This window comes from Salmonella sp. 741265050_HSA, from assembly GCF_046569445.1.
Lineage (GTDB): Bacteria > Pseudomonadota > Gammaproteobacteria > Enterobacterales > Enterobacteriaceae > Salmonella > Salmonella enterica.
Genome location: NZ_JBKFSV010000001.1, coordinates 207,029 through 227,677 on the forward strand (window position 1 = coordinate 207,029; position 20,649 = coordinate 227,677).

Annotated in this window: 19 protein-coding genes; 15 read left to right on the plus strand and 4 right to left on the minus strand. The window is 53.7% G+C overall.

The window, feature by feature from the left end:
- Nucleotides 1-28: 28 nt before the first annotated feature.
- From pabC to ptsG, 6 genes are all read left to right on the plus strand, one after another.
- The gene (pabC, locus tag ACLD4F_RS00965; RefSeq protein WP_000478653.1) at nucleotides 29-838 is read left to right on the plus strand and encodes an aminodeoxychorismate lyase; all 810 of its coding nucleotides are present in this window, start codon (nucleotides 29-31) and stop codon (nucleotides 836-838) included.
- Between the two features lie 2 nt (nucleotides 839-840).
- On the plus strand, nucleotides 841-1,863 hold the full coding sequence (yceG, locus tag ACLD4F_RS00970) for a cell division protein YceG (RefSeq protein ID WP_000736459.1): 1,023 nt from the start codon (nucleotides 841-843) through the stop codon (nucleotides 1,861-1,863).
- Entirely contained in the window at nucleotides 1,853-2,494 is a 642-nt protein-coding gene (tmk, locus tag ACLD4F_RS00975) for a dTMP kinase (RefSeq protein ID WP_000535396.1), read from the plus strand. Before yceG ends, tmk begins: the two co-directional genes overlap by 11 nt.
- Nucleotides 2,491-3,495 carry a DNA polymerase III subunit delta' gene (holB, locus tag ACLD4F_RS00980; protein ID WP_039590724.1) on the plus strand — a complete coding sequence of 335 codons (1,005 nt, stop codon included), beginning with the start codon at nucleotides 2,491-2,493 and terminating at the stop codon, nucleotides 3,493-3,495. Before tmk ends, holB begins: the two co-directional genes overlap by 4 nt.
- Nucleotides 3,496-3,505: 10 nt before the next feature.
- Complete coding sequence (locus tag ACLD4F_RS00985; protein WP_000480268.1) at nucleotides 3,506-4,303, plus strand: metal-dependent hydrolase; 798 nt, start codon at nucleotides 3,506-3,508, stop codon at nucleotides 4,301-4,303.
- Between the two features lie 294 nt (nucleotides 4,304-4,597).
- On the plus strand, nucleotides 4,598-6,031 hold the full coding sequence (ptsG, locus tag ACLD4F_RS00990) for a PTS glucose transporter subunit IIBC (protein WP_000475705.1): 1,434 nt from the start codon (nucleotides 4,598-4,600) through the stop codon (nucleotides 6,029-6,031).
- 84 nt (nucleotides 6,032-6,115) lie between these two features.
- On the opposite strand, the gene fhuE is transcribed toward ptsG, so the two are convergent.
- Nucleotides 6,116-8,290, minus strand: a complete 2,175-nt coding sequence (gene fhuE, locus ACLD4F_RS00995; protein ID WP_023259046.1) for a ferric-rhodotorulic acid/ferric-coprogen receptor FhuE — start codon at nucleotides 8,288-8,290, stop codon at nucleotides 6,116-6,118.
- Nucleotides 8,291-8,631: 341 nt separating this feature from the next.
- Between fhuE and hinT the strand changes: the two genes are divergently transcribed.
- The 8 genes from hinT to ACLD4F_RS01035 all read left to right on the plus strand — a co-directional run bounded on the left by hinT (nucleotide 8,632) and on the right by ACLD4F_RS01035 (nucleotide 14,705).
- Entirely contained in the window at nucleotides 8,632-8,991 is a 360-nt protein-coding gene (gene hinT / locus ACLD4F_RS01000) for a purine nucleoside phosphoramidase (RefSeq protein ID WP_001532068.1), read from the plus strand.
- A 2-nt stretch (nucleotides 8,992-8,993) separates the two neighbouring features.
- Complete coding sequence (locus tag ACLD4F_RS01005) at nucleotides 8,994-9,368, plus strand: YcfL family protein (RefSeq protein WP_000589563.1); 375 nt, start codon at nucleotides 8,994-8,996, stop codon at nucleotides 9,366-9,368.
- A 13-nt stretch (nucleotides 9,369-9,381) separates the two neighbouring features.
- Complete coding sequence (gene lpoB / locus ACLD4F_RS01010; protein ID WP_000164353.1) at nucleotides 9,382-10,020, plus strand: penicillin-binding protein activator LpoB; 639 nt, start codon at nucleotides 9,382-9,384, stop codon at nucleotides 10,018-10,020.
- Nucleotides 10,001-10,825, plus strand: coding sequence for a thiamine kinase (thiK, locus tag ACLD4F_RS01015; RefSeq protein WP_076726398.1), 825 nt, complete (start codon nucleotides 10,001-10,003; stop codon nucleotides 10,823-10,825). Before lpoB ends, thiK begins: the two co-directional genes overlap by 20 nt.
- A 10-nt stretch (nucleotides 10,826-10,835) precedes the next feature.
- Nucleotides 10,836-11,861, plus strand: coding sequence for a beta-N-acetylhexosaminidase (nagZ, locus tag ACLD4F_RS01020; protein WP_000529340.1), 1,026 nt, complete (start codon nucleotides 10,836-10,838; stop codon nucleotides 11,859-11,861).
- Between the two features lie 24 nt (nucleotides 11,862-11,885).
- Nucleotides 11,886-12,428, plus strand: coding sequence for an alpha/beta hydrolase YcfP (gene ycfP, locus ACLD4F_RS01025; RefSeq protein WP_021000185.1), 543 nt, complete (start codon nucleotides 11,886-11,888; stop codon nucleotides 12,426-12,428).
- 254 nt (nucleotides 12,429-12,682) lie between these two features.
- Nucleotides 12,683-13,987: an NADH-quinone dehydrogenase gene (ndh, locus tag ACLD4F_RS01030; RefSeq protein WP_000211060.1), complete on the plus strand. Its 1,305-nt coding sequence runs from the start codon at nucleotides 12,683-12,685 to the stop codon at nucleotides 13,985-13,987.
- A gap of 178 nt (nucleotides 13,988-14,165) precedes the next feature.
- Nucleotides 14,166-14,705 carry a glycine zipper 2TM domain-containing protein gene (locus ACLD4F_RS01035; protein ID WP_183060533.1) on the plus strand — a complete coding sequence of 180 codons (540 nt, stop codon included), beginning with the start codon at nucleotides 14,166-14,168 and terminating at the stop codon, nucleotides 14,703-14,705.
- A gap of 74 nt (nucleotides 14,706-14,779) precedes the next feature.
- Here ACLD4F_RS01035 and comR read toward each other — a convergent pair whose 3' ends face one another.
- Nucleotides 14,780-15,415, minus strand: a complete 636-nt coding sequence (gene comR, locus ACLD4F_RS01040; RefSeq protein WP_000205985.1) for a TetR family copper-responsive transcriptional repressor ComR — start codon at nucleotides 15,413-15,415, stop codon at nucleotides 14,780-14,782.
- A gap of 241 nt (nucleotides 15,416-15,656) precedes the next feature.
- Here comR and bhsA point away from each other — a divergent pair, with 241 nt between their 5' ends.
- A complete protein-coding gene (gene bhsA, locus ACLD4F_RS01045; protein ID WP_000800161.1) occupies nucleotides 15,657-15,914 on the plus strand; it encodes a multiple stress resistance protein BhsA in 258 nt (85 codons plus the stop codon).
- A gap of 96 nt (nucleotides 15,915-16,010) precedes the next feature.
- Here the strand turns inward: bhsA and ACLD4F_RS01050 are convergent, their stop codons facing one another.
- Together ACLD4F_RS01050 and mfd are read right to left on the minus strand one after the other, a co-directional pair.
- Nucleotides 16,011-16,976, minus strand: coding sequence for a L,D-transpeptidase family protein (locus tag ACLD4F_RS01050; RefSeq protein ID WP_000482962.1), 966 nt, complete (start codon nucleotides 16,974-16,976; stop codon nucleotides 16,011-16,013).
- Between the two features lie 147 nt (nucleotides 16,977-17,123).
- Complete coding sequence (gene mfd / locus ACLD4F_RS01055) at nucleotides 17,124-20,570, minus strand: transcription-repair coupling factor (RefSeq protein WP_001114323.1); 3,447 nt, start codon at nucleotides 20,568-20,570, stop codon at nucleotides 17,124-17,126.
- Nucleotides 20,571-20,649: the final 79 nt, after the last annotated feature.

Below are 20,649 nucleotides of genomic sequence, written 5' to 3' on the forward strand. Positions count from 1 at the left end.
ACTAGCAGGCGACGGATAAGGAGCCACTATGTTTTTAATTAATGGCCATGCGCAGGATCAACTTGCTGTAAGCGACCGGGCGACGCAGTTCGGCGATGGCAGTTTTACGACCGCACGTATTGTTGATGGCAACATTTGCCATCTGGAAGCGCATCTTCAGCGCTTGCAGGTTGCCTGTGAAAAATTACGGATCGCTTTTAGCCATTGGGCGACCCTTCGGCAAGAGATGACAATGTTGGCCACAGGGCATGATTCAGGCGTGTTGAAAGTGATCATTAGCCGTGGCAGCGGCGGCCGGGGATACAGCGCCATGAATTGTCAGGCAGCTACCCGAATCCTCTCCGTTTCTGCTTATCCCGCTTATTATTCTCAGTGGCGTAAGCAAGGCATCACTCTTACCCTTAGTCCCATACCGCTTGGGCGCAATCCTTATCTTGCCGGATTAAAACATCTGAACCGTCTCGAACAGGTGTTGATTCGCTCTCATCTTGAGCAGACGGACGCCGATGAGGCGCTGGTTCTTGACAGCGAGGGATGGGTTACGGAATGCTGTGCGGCTAATTTGTTCTGGCGTACAGGCGACATTGTTTTTACGCCGCGTCTGGATCAGGCCGGGGTGAACGGCATTATGCGACAATTTTGTTTACGCCAACTGGCGCAATCTCCTTTCCAGGTTCTTGAAGTACAGGCGAGAGAGGAGGCAGTCAGGCAGGCGGATGAGATTATCATCTGCAACGCGCTAATGCCGATTATTCCCATACGCGCCTATCACGGGACGTCGTATTCTTCGCGAACACTGTTTCAATTTTTAGCCCCATTTTGTGAGCATCCGAATTAGTTATGAAAAAATTGTCAGGCGTTTTCCTTCTGCTGTTGGTTGTGCTGGGTATTGCCGCGGGCGTGGGGATGTGGAAAGTTCGCCATCTGGCGAACAGCACGTTACTTATTAAAAACGAGACTATCTTTACGCTCAAGGCGGGAACGGGGCGGCTGGCGCTTGGCGACCAGCTTTATGATGAAAAAATCATTAATCGCCCCCGGGTATTTCAGTGGCTGCTGCGCGTGGAGCCTGAGTTATCGCACTTTAAAGCGGGAACTTACCGTTTTACGCCGGGGATGACCGTACGGGAGATGCTTGAGTTGCTGGAGAGCGGCAAAGAAGCGCAATTCCCGTTGCGGTTTGTGGAAGGGATGCGCCTTAGCGATTACCTGAAACAGTTACGAGAGGCGCCGTATATTCGCCATACATTGCCGGATGATGACTACGCCACTGTCGCTCAGGCATTAAAGCTTGCGCACCCGGAATGGGTAGAAGGGTGGTTCTGGCCTGATACCTGGATGTATACCGCCAACACCAGCGATGTCGCTATTCTCAAGCGAGCGCATCAAAAGATGGTGAAAGCTGTCGATACTGTCTGGAAAGGTCGGGCCGAGGGGCTGCCTTATAAAGATCAGAACCAACTGGTGACAATGGCCTCGATTATTGAAAAAGAGACGGCTGTCGCCAGCGAACGCGATCAGGTGGCCTCAGTCTTTATTAATCGCCTGAGAATCGGTATGCGCCTTCAGACCGATCCCACCGTGATTTACGGGATGGGGACGAGTTATAATGGTAACTTGTCGCGTGCGGATCTGGAAAAGCCGACGGCTTATAACACGTATACCATAACCGGGCTGCCGCCAGGACCGATTGCATCGCCCAGCGAAGCGTCATTGCAGGCGGCGGCGCATCCGGCGAAAACGCCGTATCTCTATTTTGTGGCCGACGGTAAAGGCGGTCACACATTTAACACCAATCTTGCCAGCCATAATCGGTCAGTGCAGGAGTACCTGAAAGTGCTTAAGGAAAAAAATGGGCAGTAATTATATCGTCATCGAGGGCCTGGAAGGCGCCGGAAAAACCACTGCGCGCGACGTGGTGGTGGAGACCCTTGAGCAACTGGGTATTCGTAATATGATTTTTACCCGTGAGCCGGGCGGTACGCAGCTTGCCGAAAAACTAAGAAGTCTGGTGTTGGATATTCGATCGGTAGGCGACGAAGTGATTACCGATAAAGCGGAAGTGCTGATGTTTTATGCCGCTCGCGTACAGCTCGTCGAAACGGTAATCAAACCCGCGCTGGCGCAAGGCATATGGGTGATCGGCGATCGCCACGATCTCTCGACCCAGGCGTATCAGGGGGGAGGGCGCGGCATTGATCAAACCATGCTGGCGACACTACGCGATGCCGTGCTGGGCGATTTTCGCCCTGACCTGACGCTGTATCTGGATGTCACGCCGGAAGTCGGGCTAAAACGCGCCAGAGCGCGCGGCGATTTGGATCGCATTGAGCAGGAATCTTTTGATTTCTTTAACCGGACTCGCGCGCGCTATCTGGAACTGGCGGCGCAAGACTCGCGTATCCGCACCATTGACGCGACCCAGCCGCTGGATGCCGTCATGCGCGACATTCGCGCCACGGTGACGAAGTGGGTGCAGGAGCAAGCGGCATGAAATGGTATCCATGGTTACGGCCCGCCTATGAAAAACTGGTAGAAAGTTACCAGGCGGGACGTGGGCACCATGCGCTACTGATTCAGGCCTTACCTGGCATGGGCGACGAGGCGCTGTGCTATGCGCTGAGCCGTTATCTGTTATGCCAGCAGCCTGAGGGCCACAAAAGCTGTGGGCATTGCCGTGGTTGTCAGCTTATGCAGGCTGGCACGCATCCGGACTATTACACGCTGACGCCGGATAAAGGCAAAAGCAGCCTCGGCGTAGATGCGGTACGCGAGGTCAGCGAGAAATTGTACGAGCACTCCCGTCTGGGCGGTGCGAAGGTGGTGTGGATTGCGGATGCGGCGCTATTAACCGACGCCGCTGCCAATGCGTTGCTCAAAACGCTGGAAGAGCCGCCGGAGCAAACCTGGTTTTTCCTTGCCAGCCCGGAGCCTGCTCGTCTGTTGGCGACATTACGCAGCCGCTGCCGGCTGCATCATCTGGCGCCGCCGTCCGAATCGTATGCGATGTCATGGCTATCGCGAGAAGTGACGGCGTCACAAGAAGCATTGCTCACGGCACTACGCCTGAATGCGGGGTCGCCCGGCGCCGCGCTGGCGCTGTTGCAGTCTGAACGCTGGGCGCAGCGTGAGGCGCTGTGTCAGGCGTTAATGGACAGTTTACATACGGGCGACTGGTATGCGTTATTAACGGCGCTCAATCATGAGCAAGCCCCGGCGCGCCTGCACTGGCTGGCGACGCTGCTGGTAGACGCGCTGAAACGTCAGCACGGCGCGTCGTACCTGACAAACGTTGATGCGGACGCGGTTGTTGCCGCGCTGGCGGGGCCGCTATCCCCGGCGCGTATTCAGGCAATCCTGAACGATGTTTGCCATTGTCGTGATCAATTACTTCATGTGACCGGATTAAACCGCGAACTGGTATTAACCGATCTCATTCTCCGCATCGAGCATTACCTGCAATCAGGCACCTTGTTGCCTGTTCCTCATCTTTGAGAGAGACATTATGTTTTTAGTCGACTCACACTGCCATCTTGATGGTCTGGATTATCAATCTTTGCATAAGGACGTGGACGATGTGCTGGCGAAAGCCGCCGCGCGCGATGTGAAGTTCTGTTTAGCGGTGGCGACGACGCTGCCGGGGTATCGCCATATGCGCGAGCTGGTGGGCAAGCGCGATAATGTGGTCTTTTCCTGCGGCGTGCATCCGTTAAATCAGGATGAAGCATATGACGTAGAAGAACTGCGCCTCCTTGCTGCAGAAGACGATGTGGTGGCGATGGGCGAGACCGGGCTTGATTACTTTTACACGCCTGAGACCAAAATCCGCCAGCAGGCGTCTTTTATTCATCATATCCAGATTGGCCGCGAATTGCATAAACCGGTGATTGTCCATACTCGCGACGCGCGTGCCGATACGCTGGCTATCCTGCGCGAAGAAAAAGTGACGGATTGCGGTGGCGTACTACACTGTTTTACAGAAGACAGAGAAACGGCCGGCAAATTGTTGGATCTGGGGTTTTATATCTCTTTTTCCGGCATCGTAACGTTCCGTAACGCTGAACAGTTGCGTGATGCGGCGCGCTATGTGCCGCTGGATCGGTTGTTAGTCGAGACCGATTCTCCTTATCTGGCGCCGGTGCCGCATCGCGGTAAAGAGAACCAGCCTGCGATGGTACGCGACGTCGCAGAATATATGGCGGTATTGAAAGGGGTTGCCGTTGAAGAACTGGCGCAGATCACCACCGATAACTTTGCTCGCCTGTTCCATATTGACGCGTCTCGCCTGTCATCAATCCGTTAAACGAGTTTTTTTAAAGCTCGTAATTAATAAGCAAAGCGCGTAAAGTTCACCGCCACAAAAGGGGCGGTGAGCGAGCTTATGGAAACATTAGGAAACTCATTTTGGCAGAATGTGATACTTTTTAGGCTATCTGGCGCTGAAACGTGATAGCCGTCAAACAAAATCAGACGTATTTATTTTACTCTGTGTAATAAATAAAAGGGCACTTAGATGTCCTGTCCACGGCGGGGTTCTCCCCCCTCGCCAATGCGTGAGAACGTAGAAAAGCACAAATACTCAGGAGCACTCTCAATTATGTTTAAGAATGCATTTGCTAACCTGCAAAAGGTCGGTAAATCGCTGATGCTGCCGGTATCCGTACTCCCTATCGCAGGTATCCTGCTGGGTGTCGGTTCCGCTAACTTCAGCTGGCTGCCAGCCGTTGTATCGCACGTTATGGCAGAAGCGGGCGGATCTGTTTTTGCCAATATGCCGCTGATTTTCGCTATCGGCGTGGCGTTGGGCTTCACCAACAACGACGGCGTTTCGGCTCTGGCGGCGGTAGTAGCGTATGGCATCATGGTGAAAACCATGGCTGTGGTTGCGCCGTTGGTTCTGCATTTACCTGCTGAAGAGATCGCCGCTAAACACCTTGCTGATACGGGTGTTCTCGGGGGGATTATCTCCGGTGCGATCGCAGCGTATATGTTTAACCGCTTCTACCGTATCAAACTGCCTGAGTATCTGGGCTTCTTTGCGGGCAAACGCTTCGTGCCGATCATTTCGGGTCTGGCCGCTATTTTTACCGGTGTGGTGCTGTCTTTCGTATGGCCGCCAATCGGTACGGCTATCCAGGCGTTCTCGCAGTGGGCGGCTTATCAGAATCCGGTTGTCGCGTTTGGTATTTACGGTTTTATCGAGCGTTGCCTGGTGCCGTTTGGTCTGCATCATATCTGGAACGTTCCTTTCCAGATGCAGATCGGCGAATATACCAACGCAGCGGGTCAGGTATTCCACGGCGACATTCCGCGCTATATGGCGGGCGACCCGACGGCAGGTATGTTGTCTGGCGGCTTCCTGTTCAAAATGTACGGTCTGCCGGCTGCGGCCATTGCTATCTGGCACTCTGCTAAACCGGAAAACCGCGCAAAAGTGGGCGGTATCATGATTTCCGCCGCGCTGACCTCGTTTTTGACGGGTATTACCGAGCCTATCGAGTTCTCCTTCATGTTCGTGGCGCCGATCCTGTACATTATTCACGCGATTCTGGCAGGTCTGGCATTCCCGATCTGTATCCTACTGGGGATGCGTGACGGTACGTCATTCTCCCACGGTCTGATCGACTTTATCGTGCTGTCCGGTAACAGCAGCAAATTGTGGCTGTTCCCGATTGTTGGCGCCGGTTATGCGATTGTGTACTACACCGTGTTCCGCGTGCTGATCAAAGCGCTGGATCTGAAAACGCCGGGTCGTGAAGACACTACTGATGACGCAAAAGCGGGCGCGACCAGCGAAATGGCGCCGGCTTTGGTTGCGGCGTTTGGCGGTAAAGAGAACATCACTAACCTGGATGCCTGTATCACGCGTCTGCGCGTGAGCGTAGCCGATGTAGCGAAAGTGGATCAGGCTGGCCTGAAGAAACTGGGTGCGGCAGGCGTTGTCGTCGCGGGTTCCGGCGTTCAGGCTATTTTCGGTACGAAATCCGATAACCTGAAAACGGAAATGGATGAGTACATCCGTAACAGCTAAGCAGTAATGATGTTGGGGAGAATTAAGGCAGCCATTCGGCTGCCTTTTTTAATGGCGCTTTACATGCCGCTCTCCGACAGTCTGTCAGAACTGATAATTGGCGGTGAGGCTGACGTTACGCGGCGCGCCGTAAACAATGGAACCATCAATATTGGTGTCGTAGGTTTTATCAAACAGGTTGTTGATGTTTCCCTGTACGGAAAAATTTTTCGTCACCTGATAGCGGGTAAACAGATCGACCAGCGCATAGCTGCCCTGTTCGGCGCGGAAAGTACCGTACGGCGTCGTGGTATCTTTGTAAACCCGATTCTGCCAGTTCACGCCGCCGCCGACCGTCAGCTCCGGTATCGCCGGCAGACGATAGCGGGTGAATAACTTCACGCTGGTGCGCGGAAGATTAGGGTTCACGGCGTTACCTTCATTGTCCTCGGCAACATACCGGGTAGCCCCGAAAGTCATCTGCCAGTTATCGGTAATTGCGCCGTTTACTTCAAATTCGACGCCTTTGCTCACCGTTCCGTCAGTAGACTTCCAGGCAAACTCCCCATTACTGCCAGGGATGGGAATAGTGGTTGCCTGAGCGACGTTATTCTGCTCAATGCGGAACACGGACAACGTGGTGGTGAGGCGGCTGTTCATCCAGTCGGACTTCAGACCCGCTTCATAGTTATTACCGGTAATCGGAGCCAGATATTGACCCGCTTTGTCGCGTTTATTCTGCGGCTGAAAGATAGAGGTATAACTGGCATAAGCGGACCAGTTGTCGTTGATATCATAAATCAGCCCGGCATACGGCGTGGTATGGTTTTTCTCCATGCTGTAGGTCAGTGTATCAACACGCCAGTTGGTATAACGAGCGCCAAGAATCAGATGCAGCGGGTCGGCCAGCGAAATGCGCGTAGCGGCATACAGCGATTTCATATGCGTGGTATCGTCCTGCGCCAGATTTTGTGGCGCCCAGTGGGTTTGGGGGAAATTACCGTTAAAGGCGCTGAAGTTGCCAATGTCGTCCGGAAAGACGTTCGCCCAGGCGCTAAAATAGCGGTTATTCTGTTTACTATAACTGCCGCCAAACATCATATTGTGCTGACGGCCAAACAGCTCATAAGCGCCATCGGCAAAGAGATCTATGGCATCTACTTTGCGCTTGCCGCTGTTCCAACCCGTACCGCCGACCACGGGGTAGCTTGCGCCATAAGGACTCACCAGCGTACCTGTCTCTTTATCGACTAACGCATCGATATACATCATTTTACTGTCGAATTTGACCTCAGTATGGGTCGCATTCAGGGTCGCCTGCCAGCTTTCGGCAAAACGCTGTTTAAGCGTGACGAAGAATTTATTTATCTCTTTGTTGTTATAAGCCCAGTCCGGGGCGGTACTACGTGCGCGGTCATAGCTATTTTTGCTGCCATCGGTGTTCCAGCGCGGCAGACCGCCCCAGGTCGGGCTGTTGACATCAATTTTTTGATATTCATAACCGGCTGAAAGGCTGGTAGTTGCACCCAGATCGGCATCGATAATTCCGGAAAAGAACGCTTTCTCACTGTTATAGCGGTCCAGCCAGGAATCATTATTCTGATAACCCGCCACGATGCGCCCACGGACATTACCGTCTGCGGTGAGCGGACTTTGCAGATCCATGACGTAACGCTGCTTATTCCAGCTACCGTATTCTGTGGAGACGTTACCTTTGAACTCCCGACTGGTGGCGTGTTTACGGATCATATTAATTGAGGCAGAAGGATTGCCGGTTCCGGTCATCAGCCCATTCGCGCCGCGAACCACCTCCACGCGCTCATACAGCGCGGTATCCGTTAGCGCATCGCCCAGATTCCAGCGGGACTCAAAATACGTTGGAATACCGTCAACCATATAGTTGTCAATTTCAAACCCGCGCGAGTAATAGCTGATGCGATCGGAGTCAGCCTGGCTTCCGCTGATCCCCAGCGTATTGGTCATCACCTCGCCCAGGGTTTGCAACTGCTGGTCTTCCATACGCTGTTGGCTGACAATACTGACCGACTGCGGGATATCGCGCTGAGTCATCGGCATTTTGGTGCCCGCTGCGGTCGTTTTCACGCTGTAATCCTGTTCTTCACGGTTTACGGCGTCAGCGGTCGTCGCGCCTTCGACAATAACGGTATCCTCAGCCGCGAAGGCGGCAGGCATAAATGCCATCGCCATACCCATAGCTAACAGCGACGGTGCGGCGGTGGACTGAAGGTGTTTGTCCCGGCGGTATTGAATGAAAGACATCTGAAAATCCTTGCTTGTTATTGGGGTAAGTTCAGGACGTATGACGTTGAACCTTTTCATTCTTTGCTAGTTAATGCGCATAAAAATGCAAATGAGAAATATACGCATTTGTATTAAATGTGTAAAACGGTATAAACAGGGAAACTAGAAATATTTTTTAAGCGTACAAAGGCGTCATGGCAGGGGGATATGGCGGTAAGTCCAGCATGTAGTCATTTTTCGCTTAATAAATCGTGGGTTAAAGTTGAAAGAGCGTCGGTAACTCGCTCATACTCTATACTCGCAGTATGGCTCGGCGTAGCATGTGCGCTGCAAGGGCTATTATGAAAAAGGAAAACGTCGTGGCAGAAGAAACTATATTCAGCAAAATTATTCGTCGTGAAATCCCTTCGGATATCGTTTATCAGGATGAGCTGGTCACCGCCTTTCGTGATATTTCACCGCAGGCGCCGACGCATATCTTGATTATTCCCAATATCCTGATCCCAACCGTCAATGACGTGACGGCGGAACATGAACAGGCGTTAGGTCGGATGATCACCGTGGCGGCGAAAATCGCTGAACAAGAAGGCATTGCCGAAGATGGGTATCGTTTAATCATGAATACCAACCGTCATGGGGGCCAGGAGGTTTATCATATCCATATGCACCTACTGGGCGGCCGCCCGCTAGGCCCGATGCTGGCGCATAAAGGCTTGTAAGTATGATCAAAGGATGCATCGCGGTTTCTCTGGGCTTGCTGCTGCTTACCGGCTGCCGGTCACACCCTGAAATTCCGGTAAGCGACGCGCAGTCGCTGGTGATGGAGTCCACGGTTCTGGCGGCGGGCGTCACCGCAGAGCCGCCTGAACTGACGGCGTCTGATATCCAGCCATCAGCCTCTTCCCGCGTCTATAACGAAAGGCAAGAGCCCATAACCGTTCATTATCGGTTTTACTGGTATGACGCGCGGGGGCTGGAGATGCATCCGCTGGAGGCGCCGCGTAGCGTAACCATACCCGCGCGTTCGTCGGTAACGCTATTTGGCAGCGCCAATTATCTGGGGGCGCATAAGGTCAGGCTTTATCTTTATTTGTGAGGAGTGAATTTTGATGACAAAAATGCATCGCTACGCTGCCATTGCTGCGCTGGCGATATTTCTCTCCGGGTGTATGGCGCAACGTCAACCTGCGCCAGTTGAAGAGGTAAAACCAGCGCCAGAACAACCCGCGCAGCCGCCGCAGCCTCCTGTTGTGCCGTCTGTGCCAACCATTCCACAGCAACCGGGGCCGATCGAACATGAAGATCAAACGGGCCAGCCAGCGCCTAAGGTGCGCCACTATGACTGGAACGGCGCGATGCAACCGCTGGTCAGCAAAATGTTGCAGGCTGATGGCGTGACGGCCGGAAACGTATTGCTTGTCGACAGCGTGAATAACCGGACGAATGGGTCGTTAAATGCGAACGAGGCAACGGAAACGTTACGTAATGCGCTGGCGAACAACGGTAAATTTACGCTGGTCTCCGTACAGCAACTCTCGATGGCAAAACAGCAGTTAGGGTTGTCTCCGCAGGATAGTCTGGGAACGCGCAGTAAAGCTATTGGCATTGCGCGCAATGTCGGGGCGCAATATGTACTTTACTCCAGCGCATCCGGTAACGTTAACGCGCCTGCATTACAGATGCAGTTAATGCTGGTGCAAACTGGCGAGATAATCTGGTCAGGTAAAGGTGCGGTCCAACAACAATAATCCCTTAACGCGCGACGAGATCCTGTCGCGCTATTTTCCCCAGTATCGTCCCGCCGTTGCCGCATCGCAGGGGCTAAGCGGCGGGAGCTGTATTATTGCTCACGATACTCACCGTATCGTGCTGCGCCGTCATCACGACCCCGACGCTCCACCAGCCCATTTTTTACGTCATCACCGCGCCTTATCCCAATTGCCGGCCAGTCTGGCGCCGCGAGCGCTTTTTTATACGCCGGGCTGGATGGCGGTAGAATATCTGCATGGTGTGGTAAATTCCGCTCTGCCAGATGCCGACGAACTGGCGGCCTTACTGTATCATTTGCATCAACAGCCGCGTTTTGGCTGGCGTATCGCGCTATCGCCACTATTGGCGCAGTACTGGTCGTGTTGCGATCCGGCAAGGCGTACGCCGTTTTGGTTGCGGCGGCTCAAACAGTTGCAAAAAAAAGGTGAACCTCGCCCGCTGCGGCTCGCGCCTTTGCATATGGATGTCCATGGCGACAATATAGTATTAACGTCAGCCGGGTTGAGACTGATTGACTGGGAGTATGCCGGCGACGGCGATATTGCGTTGGAGCTGGCGGCAGTATGGGTTGAGGATGAATGCCAGCACCGACAACTGGCAGACGCTTATGCAGCGCGCGCGCGAATCGACGCCCGGCAGCTATGGCGACAGATACGATTATGGCACCCCTGGGTCATTATGCTAAAAGCAGGGTGGTTCGAATACCGCTGGCGACAAACCGGCGAGCAACAATTTATCAGGCTGGCCGATGAAACCTGGCGCCAGCTACGTATGAAAGGATAAGGAGAGCAGTGTGGGCCCAGTAATGTTGAATGTCGAAGGATGTGAGCTGGATGCGGAGGAGCGCGAGATACTGGCGCATCCGCTGGTTGGCGGGCTTATTCTGTTCACGCGTAATTACCATGACCCGGAACAGCTGCGCGAATTAGTGCGCCAGATTCGGGCGGCATCGCGTAACCATCTGGTGGTGGCCGTCGATCAGGAAGGCGGGCGCGTACAGCGTTTCCGTGAAGGGTTTACCCGCCTGCCCGCGGCGCAATCTTTTTTTGCGCTGCATGGGCTGGAAGAGGGGGGACGACTGGCGCAGGAGGCAGGGTGGCTGATGGCCAGCGAAATGATCGCGATGGATATTGATATCAGTTTTGCGCCAGTGCTGGACGTCGGGCATATCAGCGCGGCAATTGGCGAGCGCTCCTATCATGCCGATCCCGCAAAAGCGTTGGCAATGGCAACGCGCTTTATTGACGGCATGCATGACGCCGGGATGAAAACGACCGGTAAGCATTTCCCCGGCCACGGCGCAGTCACGGCGGACTCCCACAAAGAGACGCCGTGCGATCCACGTCCTGAAACGGACATCCGTGGCAAAGATATGTCGGTGTTCCGCACGCTGATTAGCGAGAATAAACTGGATGCGATTATGCCTGCCCACGTGATCTACCGCGCTATCGATCCGCGTCCGGCAAGCGGTTCGCCGTACTGGCTGAAAACGGTGCTGCGTCAGGAGCTAGGCTTTGACGGCGTCATTTTCTCCGACGATCTGTCTATGGAGGGCGCGGCGATTATGGGCAGCTATGCTGAGCGCGCCCAGGCGTCGCTGGATGCGGGTTGCGATATGATTCTGGTCTGCAATAATCGTAAAGGCGCAGTCAGCGTGCTGGATAATCTGTCGCCGATCAAAGCAGAGCGTGTTACACGTTTGTATCATAAAGGTTCATTTTCACGCCGGGAGCTCATGGACTCAGCACGCTGGAAAACAGCCAGCGCCCAGCTCAACCAGTTACATGAACGCTGGCAGGAAGAAAAAGCAGGTCATTAACTCGAGTTTTCGTGAGGGTGCCAGATGATTATTTATTTACACGGTTTTGATTCAAATAGTCCGGGCAACCATGAAAAAGTGTTGCAATTACAGTTTATCGACCCGGATGTTCGGCTGGTAAGCTACAGTACGCGGCATCCTAAGCACGATATGCAGCATCTGCTGAAAGAAGTGGACAAAATGTTGCAGTTGAATGTGGACGATCGCCCTTTAATCTGTGGCGTGGGGCTGGGCGGTTACTGGGCGGAGCGGATTGGCTTTTTGTGCGATATCCGTCAGGTGGTTTTTAACCCGAACCTGTTCCCCTATGAAAACATGGAGGGGAAAATCGATCGCCCGGAAGAGTATGCGGACATCGCTACAAAGTGCGTGACCAACTTTCGCGAAAAAAATCGCGATCGTTGTCTGGTGATCCTCTCGCGTCATGACGAAGCGCTGGACAGCCAACGCTCAGCGCAAGCGCTTCACCCGTATTATGAAATTGTGTGGGATGAGGAACAGACTCACAAATTCAAAAATATTTCGCCGCACTTGCAACGTATCAAAGCGTTTAAAACGCTGGGATAACGCCATCCGGCAATATGGCGTTATTAGTGACCGGATAACCAGCCTTGCGGCTGGTTTTTTTATGCTCAATTCTCGCAAACTGTCTATCTTTTCAGCATGAAAACTTGATGCACATCAATTTTGGTATGACCAATGCACCGTTCATGCTATTCTCATATCAGAAGCTTATTCTCATTAACGTAACTTGTTGTTAATTAAAGGCTATTGCAATAACTTTTAATTAACAATTGGTTAATAAATTTAAGGGGGTCACGTTGACTACACCATTAAAAAGGATCGTGATTGTCGGCGGCGGCGCTGGCGGGCTGGAAATGGCGACGCAGTTAGGCCATAAACTGGGGCGCAAGAAAAAAGCGAAAATCACGCTGGTAGACCGAAATCACAGCCATCTGTGGAAACCATTGCTGCACGAAGTGGCGACTGGCTCTCTGGACGAAGGCGTGGATGCGCTGAGCTATCTGGCTCATGCGCGTAATCATGGTTTCCAGTTCCAACTGGGATCGGTGATGGATATCGATCGCGAAGCGAAAACCATCACCATTGCCGAGTTGCGTGATGAAAAGGGCGAACTGCTGGTGCCGGAGCGCAAAATCGCGTATGACACGCTGGTGATGGCGCTGGGCAGCACCTCTAATGATTTCAACACGCCAGGCGTGAAAGAGCACTGTATCTTCCTCGATAACCCGCATCAGGCGCGCCGTTTTCACCAGGAGATGCTGAACCTGTTCCTCAAGTATTCGGCTAATCTGGGCGCGAACGGTAAGGTCAATATCGCCATCGTTGGCGGCGGTGCGACGGGGGTTGAGCTGTCGGCTGAACTGCATAATGCGGTAAAACAGTTGCATAGCTATGGTTATAAGGGGCTGACCAACGACGCGCTGAACGTGACGTTGGTTGAGGCTGGCGAGCGTATTCTGCCTGCGTTGCCGCCGCGTATCTCCAGCGCCGCGCATAATGAACTGACCAAACTGGGCGTTCGCGTGCTGACGCAAACTATGGTCACCAGCGCCGACGAAGGCGGTCTGCATACGAAAGAAGGTGAATATATTCAGGCCGATCTGATGGTGTGGGCGGCGGGTATCAAAGCGCCAGATTTTATGAAAGAGATTGGTGGTCTGGAAACGAACCGCATTAACCAACTGGTGGTGGAACCGACGCTGCAAACCACGCGCGATCCTGATATTTATGCGATTGGCGACTGCGCTTCCTGCGCACGTCCGGAGGGAGGTTTTGTGCCGCCTCGCGCTCAGGCGGCGCATCAGATGGCTACCTGCGCAATGAATAACATTCTGGCGCAGATGAATGGCAAACCGCTGAAAGCTTACCAGTATAAAGACCATGGTTCGCTGGTCTCCCTGTCCAACTTCTCTACCGTGGGTAGTCTGATGGGGAACCTGACCCGCGGTTCAATGATGATTGAAGGACGTATCGCCCGCTTCGTGTATATCTCGCTATACCGTATGCACCAGATAGCGCTGCATGGATATTTTAAAACCGGCCTGATGATGCTGGTGGGCAGTATTAACCGCGTCATTCGTCCGCGCCTGAAACTGCATTAATTTTTCTGCGCCTCACCGGCTGCTCGCGCCGGTGAGCGCTTCTCCATCACTCGCTTCGGAGTTGTCCGAATCCTTCAGCTTTACCGCCTCATCCCGCATTTTTCATCCTCATTCCGATTGGCTTTGTTCACATACTGGTTGCAAAATTGTTACCAATAGCAACGAAGGAGGAGCTCCCGTGAATAAATCAATGTTGGCGGGTATAGGGATTGGCGTAGCGGCTGCGCTGGGTGTGGCGGCAGTGGCCAGTCTCAACGTATTTAATCGTAGTCCGCAATATGCGCAGGTGATATCGGCTAAACCGATTAAAGAGACGGTAAAAACGCCGCGTCAGGAGTGCCGTAATGTCACGGTCACGCATCGCAGACCGGTTCAGGACGAAAACCGTATTGCCGGCTCGGTGCTTGGCGCAGTAGCAGGCGGCGTGATTGGACATCAATTTGGCGGCGGTCGTGGTAAAGATGTGGCGACGGTTGTCGGGGCGCTGGGCGGCGGTTATGCTGGCAATCAAATCCAGGGATCAATGCAGGAAAGTGATACCTACACTACCACGCAGCAACGCTGTAAGACGGTGTATGACAAATCTGAAAAGATGCTTGGCTACGACGTGACCTACAAAATTGGCGATCAGCAGGGCAAAATCCGCATGGATAAAGACCCCGGAACGCAAATTCCCCTCGACGGCAATGGCCAACTGGTTCTGAATAACAAAGCATAAAAAAGCTGTACTCTGCAAGTTAGCCCCTCATTCGCTCAGGCTGAGGGGCTTTTTTTTATCCGAAGCCGCGTTGTTCAGGGCTTGAGCAGTTCAGGCCAGATGCGCAGAGTCGTACGCGTAATTTGCATCAGTTGTTCGAAAGTGGCTCCCTCACGGGCGCTGATCGACATTCCCTGTAAAATACAGTTTATATATTCCGCGAGCGCCTGCGGGTTACAGTGCGCCGGAATTTCACCGCGCTCCTGACGTTGGCGCAGAAACTGGATGAGCGTCTGTTCCTGCATGGCGTGGCGTGATTTTACCGTGCGGGCGATATCGCGCGAGGAGGCGGCGAGGGTGGCGGACGTATTAATCATAAAGCAGCCAGCCGGCGTGTCTGTACTGGTAAAGCAGGCGGCAATTTCTGTGAAGTAATCTTCCAGCGCCGATTCCACGCTTTTCTCTTCACAAAAGAGCTGGGCTTCGTGCTTTGAGGCAAAGCGAGTGATGTAGCGATCCAGGACAGCGCGAAATAATCCTTCTTTGTTAGTGAATTCCGCATAGAGAGTAGGCGCTTTCGCCCCGGTAGCCTCTACGAGATCGGCAAGCGAAGTTGCTTCATAGCCGTGCTGCCAGAAGAGAGTCATGGCCTTATCAAGCGCGGCTTCCCTGTCGAACACTTTTGGTCGGCCACGGCTTTTCTTCGCGCAACTCGTGGTATCCGTTGTCATGATGCCGTTGTACCTGTTTAAAGAGCGGTCTCTCTATTATAAAAACAAACCACTTCTGGCTCCAGAGTATTCATTAGAAAAATAAATCAATTCTATTCACATGAAAAATAACATCTTTATAAATTATATAACGATCATTATAAAAAGAAGTTGACGTGTGATATAGATCACATCTATGATTAATTTATCGATCGTTAAGTTAATGCTTACGACACCCATTCATCTGCTAAAGGTCATCACTATGAAAAATGTAAAAACCCTCATCGCTGCTGTGGTACTGAGTTCGCTCTCATTCGCCAGCTTCGCCGCCGTTGAAGTTCAGGCAACGCCAGAAGGTCAACAGAAGTTCGGCACCATTTCCGCGAATGGCGGCACGAATCTGGGCTCGCTGGAAGATCAGCTGGCGCAAAAAGCGCAGGAGATGGGGGCGAAGTCTTTCCGTATTACCTCTGTTACCGGCCCGAATACCCTTCACGGTACGGCGGTAATCTATAAGTAAGCATTAACCCTCATTAATGCCGCTGCGATTGCCACAATAAAAAGAGAAAGCCTCGCGATGCATAGCGAGGCTTTTTTGTCGGTCAGCTATTCACGCTTACAGCGACTGCGGTTTCGCCTCTGATTGACGGGTTACATCTACCGGCATTCCGGAGCGCACTTCCATAACATGTTCCATCACCGCGGCGTCGGTCTGCGGCGCGTCCTTAAAGGTCTGCATCGGGCCATTCAGCACAATCGGCAGCACCTGCGGATCGTCGCCTATATTTTTAGACAGCGGCTGATGAACTTCCACCAGTCGCACGCCGCCTGGTTCCACCGAGGCTTTAATCGGCGTATTGATTATATTCACTTTGGTTCCCGGCGTGACCTGACGGAACAATGTCTCTATATCACCGTCGCGCAGACGGATACAGCCGGAACTGACGCGCATACCAATGCCAAAATCGGCATTCGTGCCATGTAACAGATAGACGCCGCCGTAGGCCGCTAAACGAATCGCGTGATGCCCCATTGGGTTATCGGGACCGGCAGGCACCACGGCGGGGAGATCGATACCTTGTGCTTTATAACGGGCGCGAATATTGGCGGTCGGCGTCCAGGTTGGATTGGCGCGTTTATCCGAAATGGTCGTCACCATCGTTGGCGTCAGGGTATCGCCGCCCAGTTGGCCAATCCCGATAGGGTAGACCGTGACCGTATTTTTCCCCGGTTGATAATAGTAAAGCCGTAATTCCGCGAGGTTAATGACGATACCTTCACGTGGCGCGTCCGGTAGCAGCGTTTGCAGCGGAATCGTCAGCACGCTGCCTGCGCGTGGCACGTAAGGATCAATGCCGGGGTTGGCCTGTAACAGGGCTAAAAAGCCCACGTTATATTTTTTGGCGATCGCCTCCAGCGAGCCGCCGTCGTCTTCAACGACATGGAATTTATTTTCTCCCACCAGTCGACTGCCGGGGGGCGGAAGAGGCCACGTATTTGCCTGCGCGGGAAGGGCAAGCATGATGGTCGCGGTAAGCGCAAACAACGCCCACCAGCGAGAGAGTCGCGTATTGTTGAACATTATAATAAACCCATGATTATTATGTGGTTATTTTTATAAAAGAGGAAATAAGAATTATGGCGGCTGGCTGTGTCTGGAACTGCAGGGAAGTGCAAAGAATTTGTAAAGATTAGGCCGGACGCAGAGTAATGACGCCCGGCCTGACGCTTATGCAATAGCGTTTTCTTCCAGTTGCTGCATGAACTGGCGTACCCAGTCTATACGCGTTTTACGTTCGCTTAAATCCTGAATAAACTTGAGGCGCGTCGGGCCATCCAGACGGAAATGCTGCGGTTGTTTTTGCAGCAACCCGATAAGCCAGGCAGGGTCAACGTGGTTTTTCTCGGCGAACTCAATCGTTCCGCCTTTCTCGTTACCCTCCAGTTTTCGGATGCCGAGCTTTTGCGCCTGTTGGCGCAGGCGGGCGATATCCAGCAGATTACGCGCCGGATCGGGCAGCAGGCCGAAGCGATCGATCAATTCCACTTTGATCTCTTCCAGCTCGTTTTCGTTCTTCGCGCTGGCAATGCGTTTATAGAATGACAGCCGGGTATTAACATCCGGAATAAAATCATCCGGCAGTAACGACGGCATTCGCAGCTCGACTTCCGTTTGCTGACTGGTGAGATCTTCCAGCGAGGGTTCGCGGCCTGCTTTCAGCGCATCAACGGCGTTTTCCAGCAGTTCCATGTAGAGTGAGAAGCCAATGGTTTCCATTGAGCCGCTTTGCTCTTCGCCAAGCAGTTCGCCCGCGCCGCGGATCTCCAGATCGTGGGTCGCCAGCGCAAACCCGGCGCCTAAATCCTCCAGCGACGCAATCGCCTCCAGCCGTTTTTGCGCATCGGTGGTCATGGCCTTAGGATGTGGCGTCAACAGCCAGGCGTAGGCCTGGTGGTGCGAGCGCCCAACGCGGCCACGCAGCTGGTGCAACTGCGCGAGGCCGAAATGATCCGCGCGTTCAATGATGATCGTGTTAGCGGTGGGAATGTCGATCCCCGTTTCGATAATGGTAGTACACACCAGCACGTTAAAACGTTGATGGTGGAAATCATTCATGACCCGTTCCAGCTCACGTTCGCGCATCTGCCCGTGGCCTATAGCGATTCGCGCTTCCGGCACCAGTTCCGCCAGCCGCTCTGCGGCTTTCTGAATATTTTCGACGTCATTGTACAAATAGTAAACCTGGCCGCCGCGCAGGATTTCACGCAGAATCGCTTCCCTTACTACCAGGCTATCATACTCGCGGACAAAGGTTTTTACCGCCAGACGACGGGCAGGGGGGGTGGCGATAATGGAGAGATCGCGCATACCGCTCATCGCCATATTCAGCGTCCGCGGGATCGGCGTCGCCGTGAGCGTCAGAATATCGACATCGGCGCGCATCGCCTTAATTCGCTCTTTGTGGCGCACGCCGAAACGGTGCTCTTCATCGACAATCAGCAGGCCGAGGTCGCGCAGCTTCACATCGCTTTGTAGCAGTTTATGCGTACCGATCAGAATATCGATCTTACCCTCGGCGGCTTCCGCCAGGATTTGCGTCTGCTCTTTGGCACTGCGAAAGCGAGACAGCATCTCAATGCGTACCGGCCAGTTGGCGAAACGGTCGCGGAAGTTGTCATAGTGTTGCTGCGCCAGCAGCGTAGTCGGCACCAGTACCGCCACCTGTTTATGGTTTTCCACCGCCAGGAACGCGGCGCGCATCGCCACTTCGGTTTTGCCGAAGCCGACGTCGCCACACACCAGCCTGTCCATCGCCAGCGGTTGGCACATATCGCTCAATACGGCGTTAATCGCCTGTGCCTGATCGGGCGTCGTTTCAAACGGGAAGCTGTCGCAGAATAACTGATACTGCTCACGATCATGCTTAAAGGCAAAACCCTCTTTTGCCGCCCGTTGCGCATAAATATCCAACAGTTCCGCTGCGACATCGCGCACTTTTTCCGCCGCTTTCTGCCGGGCGCGCGACCAGGCGTCGCCGCCCAGTTTATGCAGCGGCGCACTTTCTTCCGCGCCGCCAGCATAGCGGCTAATCAGATGCAATGAGGAAACCGGCACATACAGTTTGGCGTCATTGGCGTAGGTGAGCATCAGATATTCACCCTTGATGCCGCCAGCCTCCAGAGTGGTCATGCCGGCATAGCGTCCGACGCCGTGCTCCAGATGCACTACCGGTTGACCGACGTGGAGCTCCGCCAGGTTACGAATCAACGTATCCGGGTTGATCGTGCGGCGGGAATCCAGGCGGCGACGCGCCACCCGTTCACCCAGGAGATCGCTTTCACAAATCAGCGCCAGATTGCGTTGGGTGTCGATAAAGCCATGTTCTGCGGCGCCAATCATCAGATAGCGTCCCGCATCCTGCGCCTCGTCCAGGCGTAATATTCGCTTCGGCGCGATTTTTATGCGAGCCAGGAGCTCTCCCAGCGCTTCGCGGCGTCCTTCGCTTTCCACCGAAAAAATCACCGGACCGCTGAAAGATTCGAGGAACTTACGCAGCGCGTCCAGCGGCGCTTTCTGCTGCGCCTGGATAGCCAAATCCGGTAATTTCTGGAAACCAAGATTGGTATTGGCGGCTTTTTCCGGCAGATGGTCGGTTTTAAGCTGGAGGCGAGGCCAGCGTTTAAGCTCGGAAAAGAGCTCATCTACCCGTAGCCAGAGGGCTTCCGGCGGCAAAAGCGGGCGCATAGGATCGACGCCGCGATTTTCAAAACGCGCCAGCGTATCGGCCTGAAAGCGTTCGGCGCTGGTTTCCAGCGAGCCAGTATTCACCACCAGAGTATTGGCGGGGAAATAGCTAAATAATGGCGGTAACGGTTCGCTGAAAAAGAGCGGCTGCCAGTATTCGATCCCGGCGGGCAGGGTGCCTTTGCTGACCTGCTGATAGATGTGCTCGGCGTCGCGTTTTACCTCAAAGGTATCGCGCCACTGGCTACGGAAAAGCTCAATAGCGGCTTTGTCGGTAGGAAATTCGTGCGCGGGCAACAAATTGATGGCCTCGACCTCCTCCAGCGTACGTTGGGTATCCGCGTCAAACAGACGCAGGCTGTCGATTTCATCATCAAAAAAGTCGAGGCGATAAGGCTGTTCGCTGCCCATCGGAAAGAGATCCAACAGCGCGCCGCGCGTCGCGTATTCGCCATGCTCCATCACCTGATCGACATGCCGATAACCGGCGCTGTCAAGCTGCGCGCGCAGAGCGTCGCGGGACAGCCGCTGGCCTTTTTTCATCACCAGCGCATGACCATGCAGATAGCTATGCGGACAAACGCGCTGCATCAGGGTGTTTACCGGTACAATCAAGACGCCGCGCTGCATCGACGGCAACTGGTAGAGCGTGGACAGACGCGAAGAGATAATTTCCTGATGCGGGGAGAAGCTGTCATACGGTAGCGTTTCCCAGTCCGCCAGGTTCATGACCATCTGATCGGTAAACTGGCGGATTTCATCATGCAATCGCAGAGCATTTTGCATGTCAGGCGCTATGAGTACCACCGGACCGGCATGGCGTTCAGCTATCTCCGCCACCAGCGTAGCGCAGGCGGCACCGGTAAGTTCGCCCAACTGGCGCTGATCGCCCGCTTTTGTCGGCAGCGTGTAACGTTGTTTTTCAGGCATAACGGTTGTCAGTATCTCTTTTTGTTTTACGCCGCACTCTACGCGTCACCCTTCAGGCTGCTTCATGGTTGGCTGCACG

Excerpts from the sequence above, each read along its gene's own strand:
- pabC (WP_000478653.1), top strand. The coding sequence starts at position 29 with ATGTTTTTAATTAATGGCCATGCGCAGGATCAACTTGCTGTAAGCGAC.
- yceG (WP_000736459.1), top strand. The coding sequence starts at position 841 with ATGAAAAAATTGTCAGGCGTTTTCCTTCTGCTGTTGGTTGTGCTGGGT.
- tmk (WP_000535396.1), top strand. The coding sequence starts at position 1,853 with ATGGGCAGTAATTATATCGTCATCGAGGGCCTGGAAGGCGCCGGAAAA.
- holB (WP_039590724.1), top strand. The coding sequence starts at position 2,491 with ATGAAATGGTATCCATGGTTACGGCCCGCCTATGAAAAACTGGTAGAA.
- ACLD4F_RS00985 (WP_000480268.1), top strand. The coding sequence starts at position 3,506 with ATGTTTTTAGTCGACTCACACTGCCATCTTGATGGTCTGGATTATCAA.
- ptsG (WP_000475705.1), top strand. The coding sequence starts at position 4,598 with ATGTTTAAGAATGCATTTGCTAACCTGCAAAAGGTCGGTAAATCGCTG.
- fhuE (WP_023259046.1), bottom strand. The coding sequence starts at position 8,290 with ATGTCTTTCATTCAATACCGCCGGGACAAACACCTTCAGTCCACCGCC.
- ACLD4F_RS01005 (WP_000589563.1), top strand. The coding sequence starts at position 8,994 with ATGATCAAAGGATGCATCGCGGTTTCTCTGGGCTTGCTGCTGCTTACC.
- lpoB (WP_000164353.1), top strand. The coding sequence starts at position 9,382 with ATGACAAAAATGCATCGCTACGCTGCCATTGCTGCGCTGGCGATATTT.
- ycfP (WP_021000185.1), top strand. The coding sequence starts at position 11,886 with ATGATTATTTATTTACACGGTTTTGATTCAAATAGTCCGGGCAACCAT.
- comR (WP_000205985.1), bottom strand. The coding sequence starts at position 15,415 with ATGACAACGGATACCACGAGTTGCGCGAAGAAAAGCCGTGGCCGACCA.
- bhsA (WP_000800161.1), top strand. The coding sequence starts at position 15,657 with ATGAAAAATGTAAAAACCCTCATCGCTGCTGTGGTACTGAGTTCGCTC.
- ACLD4F_RS01050 (WP_000482962.1), bottom strand. The coding sequence starts at position 16,976 with ATGTTCAACAATACGCGACTCTCTCGCTGGTGGGCGTTGTTTGCGCTT.
- mfd (WP_001114323.1), bottom strand. The coding sequence starts at position 20,570 with ATGCCTGAAAAACAACGTTACACGCTGCCGACAAAAGCGGGCGATCAG.